At 62.9% G+C, this 4,515-nt stretch carries 4 protein-coding genes and 1 pseudogene; all 5 read left to right on the top strand.

Annotated elements, in window-relative coordinates:
• Positions 1-193, top strand: a pseudogene (locus tag QZ213_RS25060) (hypothetical protein); the annotation flags it as partial.
• A gap of 98 nt (positions 194-291) precedes the next feature.
• Positions 292-456 carry a hypothetical protein gene (locus QZ213_RS25065; RefSeq protein ID WP_291688757.1) on the top strand — a complete coding sequence of 55 codons (165 nt, stop codon included), beginning with the start codon at positions 292-294 and terminating at the stop codon, positions 454-456.
• Between the two features lie 2 nt (positions 457-458).
• Positions 459-2,258, top strand: coding sequence for an FAD-dependent oxidoreductase (locus QZ213_RS25070; protein WP_291688758.1), 1,800 nt, complete (start codon positions 459-461; stop codon positions 2,256-2,258).
• Positions 2,228-4,075 carry a 2-oxoacid:acceptor oxidoreductase subunit alpha gene (locus QZ213_RS25075; RefSeq protein ID WP_291688759.1) on the top strand — a complete coding sequence of 616 codons (1,848 nt, stop codon included), beginning with the start codon at positions 2,228-2,230 and terminating at the stop codon, positions 4,073-4,075. Before QZ213_RS25070 ends, QZ213_RS25075 begins: the two co-directional genes overlap by 31 nt.
• A partial coding sequence (locus tag QZ213_RS25080) for a thiamine pyrophosphate-dependent enzyme (protein WP_291688760.1) occupies positions 4,072-4,515 on the top strand: 444 nt, incomplete at its 3' end. The genes QZ213_RS25075 and QZ213_RS25080, both read left to right, overlap by 4 nt.

The following is a 4,515-nucleotide window of genomic DNA, read 5'->3' on the forward strand; positions in this document are numbered from 1 at the left end:
GCTCACCGACGATCCCCCGGTTTCCGACCCCGGTGCCGGCGACTGGTTCATCCTGATCGATGCCACGAATGTGAACGCGATTTCCGACGCGATGGCCGCGCGCTTCGCGGAATCGGCGGCCTTCGAAGGCGGAATAAAGGTATCGTCGGGCAGTTATCATCTGATGTGGGATCTCGCGACATCCGACATTTGATTGTCTTAGATCAATGCAGAAAGCCCGCACCATGGCATATGTTGCAGCGCCACATGCATCGGAGCGGCATTAAAGCCGGGGGGCCAGTCCAATAGTGAATGGCGGTTAAGCAAAAATGGCTTTTCAGTGTACCGCCGATCATATTGAATGGCCCGATTCATCAAGCCAATGATATGTTTGGCGAACCACAAGAACGCCGCGATGAGCGTTCACAGCAGAAGATAAAGGCCGCGCGGTTTCTCGTCGTCGCGCGGACAAGGTAGGAATGAAACCGACAGATATCGCGGCACCCGATTACTTCCATAAAGTCGTCGACTGCCAATGGGCCTGTCCCGCGCACACGCCAGTTCCCGAATATATCCGCCTGATCGCCGAAGGCCGCTATAGCGACGCCTACATGATCAATTGGAGATCCAACGTGTTTCCGGGGATTCTCGGACGCACCTGCGATCGCCCCTGCGAGCCCGCATGCCGCCGCGGCCGCGTCGAGGAAACGCCGGTAGCGATCTGCCGGCTGAAGCGCGTGGCCGCCGATTTCAAGGATGACGTCAAGCACCGCATGCCGCAGCCGTCCGCGAAAAACGGCAAGCGCGTCGCAATCGTCGGCGGCGGTCCCGCATCGCTCACCGTGGCCCGCGACCTCGCGCCGCTCGGCTATCACTGCACCGTGTTCGATGCCGACGCCAGGGCCGGCGGCATGATGCGCAGCCAGATTCCGAAATTCCGGCTGCCGGATTCGGTGATCGACGAGGAAACCGATTACATCCTGGGTCTCGGCATCGAGTTCAAGGGCGGCCAGCGCATCGACAGCCTGAAGAAGCTGCTCGCCGAGAACTACGACGCGGTCTTTATCGGCTCCGGCGCGCCGCGTGGCCGCGAACTCGATATTCCCGGCCGCAAGGAAGCTGCCGGCAATATCCGCATCGGCATCGACTGGCTCTCCTCGGTTTCGTTCGGCCACACCGACAAGATCGGCAAGCGCGTGATCGTGCTCGGCGGCGGCAACACCGCGATGGACTGCTGCCGCACCGCACGCCGGCTTGGCGGCGAGGACGTCAAGGTGATCGTGCGTTCCGGTTTCGAGGAGATGAAGGCGTCGCCTTGGGAGAAAGAGGACGCCATTCACGAGGACATTCCGATCCTCAACTTCATGGTGCCGACCGCATTCGTCCACGACAGCGGCAAACTCACCGGCGTTACCTTCCAGAAGGTGAAGGCCGAATACGACGCCAACGGCCGCCGTAGCCTTGTGCCGGCCGGCGAACCCGACCAGACCATTCCCTGCGACGACGTGCTGGTCGCGGTCGGCCAGGAAAATGCGTTTCCCTGGATCGAGCGCGACTGCGGCGTGGAATTCGACAAGTGGAACATGCCCAAGGTCGACGCCAGAACCATGGGCTCGACCAACCCGAAAGTTTTCTTCGGCGGCGACGCCGCGTTCGGTCCCAAGAACATCATCTGGGCGGTGGCGCACGGCCATGACGCGGCGCTTTCGATCCACAAGCTTTGCTCCGGCGAAGACATCACCGAGCGTCCACTGCCCGAAGTGCATGTCTCGTCGCAGAAGATGGGCATCCACGAGTGGAGCTACGACAACGACGTCTCCGCGGACAAGCGCTACAAGGTGCCGCATCGCGACAAGGTGGTGGCGCTGAAGGACATCCGCGCGGAGGTCGAACTCGGCTATGACCTCAAGCTCGCGCTCGGCGAGGCGAAGCGCTGCCTGAACTGCGATATCCAGACGGTATTCACCGCGCCTTTGTGCATCGAGTGCGACGCCTGCGTCGATATCTGCCCGATGGACTGCATCACCTTCACGCAAGATGGCGAGGAAGCCGACCTGCGGGCCCGGCTGAAAGCGCCCTCGCCGCATCTCGACCAGGCCCTCTATGTCGCCGACGGGCTGAAGACCGGGCGCGTGATGGTGAAGGACGAAGACGTCTGCTTGCACTGCGGCCTTTGCGCCGAGCGGTGTCCCACCGGCGCATGGGACATGCAGAAATACCTCATCGATATGACCCACGCAGGTACATCATGTCCGTCCAAAAGCCGATCAGCAGCGTAAACGACTTCGTCGTCCGCTTCGCCAACGTCAACGGCTCGGGCTCGGCGAGCGCCAACGAGATGTTCGCCCGTTCGATCCTGCGCCACGGTGTGCCGGTTAGCCCACGCAACATCTTCCCCTCCAACATCCAGGGCCTGCCGACCTGGTACGAGGTGCGGGTGACCGAGGAAGGCCATCTCGGCGCGCGCGGCGGCGTCGACATGATGGTGGCGATGAACCCGCAGACCTGGGACAAGGACCTCGCCTCGATCGAACCCGGCGGCTACCTGTTCTACGACTCGACCAAGCCGATGCCGTCGTCGAAATTCCGCGCCGACATCACCGTGATCGGCGTGCCGCTGACCGCGATCACCAATTCGACCTACACCGAGCCGCGGCAGCGCCAGCTGTTCAAGAACATCATTTATCTCGGCGCGCTGTGCGCGCTGCTCGACATGGACCCCAAGCTGATCGAGCAGCTGATCGGCGAACAGTACAAGGGCAAGGAAAAGCTTTTGTCGTCCAACGTCCACGCGCTGCATCTCGGCCGCGACTGGGCGCTGCAGAACCTGAAATGCCCGATCGGCCTGCGCGTCAAGAAGGCCGACAAGGTCGGCGACCGCATCTTCATCGAGGGCAACAGCGCGGCCGCACTCGGCGCCGTCTATGGCGGCGCCACCGTCTGCGCCTGGTACCCGATCACGCCGTCATCGTCGCTGGCCGATGCCTTCGGCAGCCATTGCAAGAAACTGCGGCACGATCCGGAAACCGGCAAGGCCAAATACGCCATCGTGCAGGGCGAGGACGAACTGGCTTCGATCGGCATCGTGATCGGCGCCTCCTGGAACGGCGCCCGCGCCTTCACCGCGACCTCCGGCCCCGGCATCTCGCTGATGCAGGAATTCATCGGCCTGTCCTATTTCGCCGAGATCCCGGCCGTGATCATGAACGTGCAGCGCGCGGGTCCCTCGACCGGCATGCCGACCCGCACCCAGCAATGCGACATCTTCATCTGCGCCTATGCCTCGCATGGCGACACCAAGCACGTGCTGCTGTTTCCGGAAGACCCGGCCGAGGCCTTCGAATTCGCCGCCACCGCCTTCGATCTCGCCGAACGGCTGCAGACCACGATCTTCCTGATGCTCGATCTCGATATCGGCATGAACCATCGCCTGTGCCGCCCGCTGCGCTGGGACGACTCCCGGCAATATGACCGCGGCAAGGTGATGACGGCGGAGATGCTGGAGGAAGGCCGCGACTTCGGCCGCTATCTCGACGTCGACGGCGACGGCATCGCCTACCGGACCTATCCCGGCACCCATCCGACCAAGGGCTCCTACTTCACCCGCGGCACCTCGCGCGACCGCTACGCGCGCTATTCCGAGGAAGGCTCGGTGTATGCCGACAACATGCAGCGGCTGGTGCGCAAATTCGAGACCGCCCAGGACATGGTGCCGCGGCCGCTGCAGGCCAACGCCGCCAAGCCGACCAAATACGGCGTGATCTATTTCGGCTCGACCTCGCCGGCGATGGATGAGGCGATCGGACTTCTGGAAGCGCGCGGCCACCAGCTCGACCGCCTGCGCATCCGCGCCTTCCCGTTCCATTCCAGCGTGGCGAGCTTCATCGCCGACCACGATTTTGTTTACGTGGTCGAGCAAAACCGCGACGCACAGCTTCGCTCGCTGATCGTCAACGAAAACGGCATCGATCCCGTGCGGCTGGTTCCGATCCTGCACTACGACGGCACGCCGATCACCGCGCGCTTCATCGCCGGCGCCATCGGCGACCACCAGGACCAGCTCAAACTGACCCCGCTTCGCAAGGTGAAGTCATGACCTATATCGCCAAGCCGAAATTCCATCATCCCGGCCTGCCCAAGAACGATCTCGGCTTTACCCACCGCGACTACGAGGGCAAGATCTCGACGCTGTGCGCCGGCTGCGGCCACGATTCGATCACGGCCTCGATCATCGAGGCCTGCTTCGAGCTGTCGATCGAGCCGCATCGCGTCGCCAAGATTTCCGGCATCGGCTGCTCGTCGAAGACCCCGGACTATTTCCTCGGCAATTCGCACGGCTTCAATTCGGTCCACGGCCGCATGCCGTCGGTGCTGACCGGCGCCAACCTCGCCAACCGCGAGCTGATCTATCTCGGCGTCTCCGGCGACGGCGATTCCGCCTCGATCGGCTTCGGCCAGTTCGCGCATTCGATCCGGCGCGGCGTCAACATGACCTATATCGTCGAGAACAACGGCGTTTACGGCCTGACCAAGGGC

The sequence above is a fragment of the Bradyrhizobium sp. genome, from assembly GCF_017881085.1.
GTDB lineage: Bacteria > Pseudomonadota > Alphaproteobacteria > Rhizobiales > Xanthobacteraceae > Bradyrhizobium.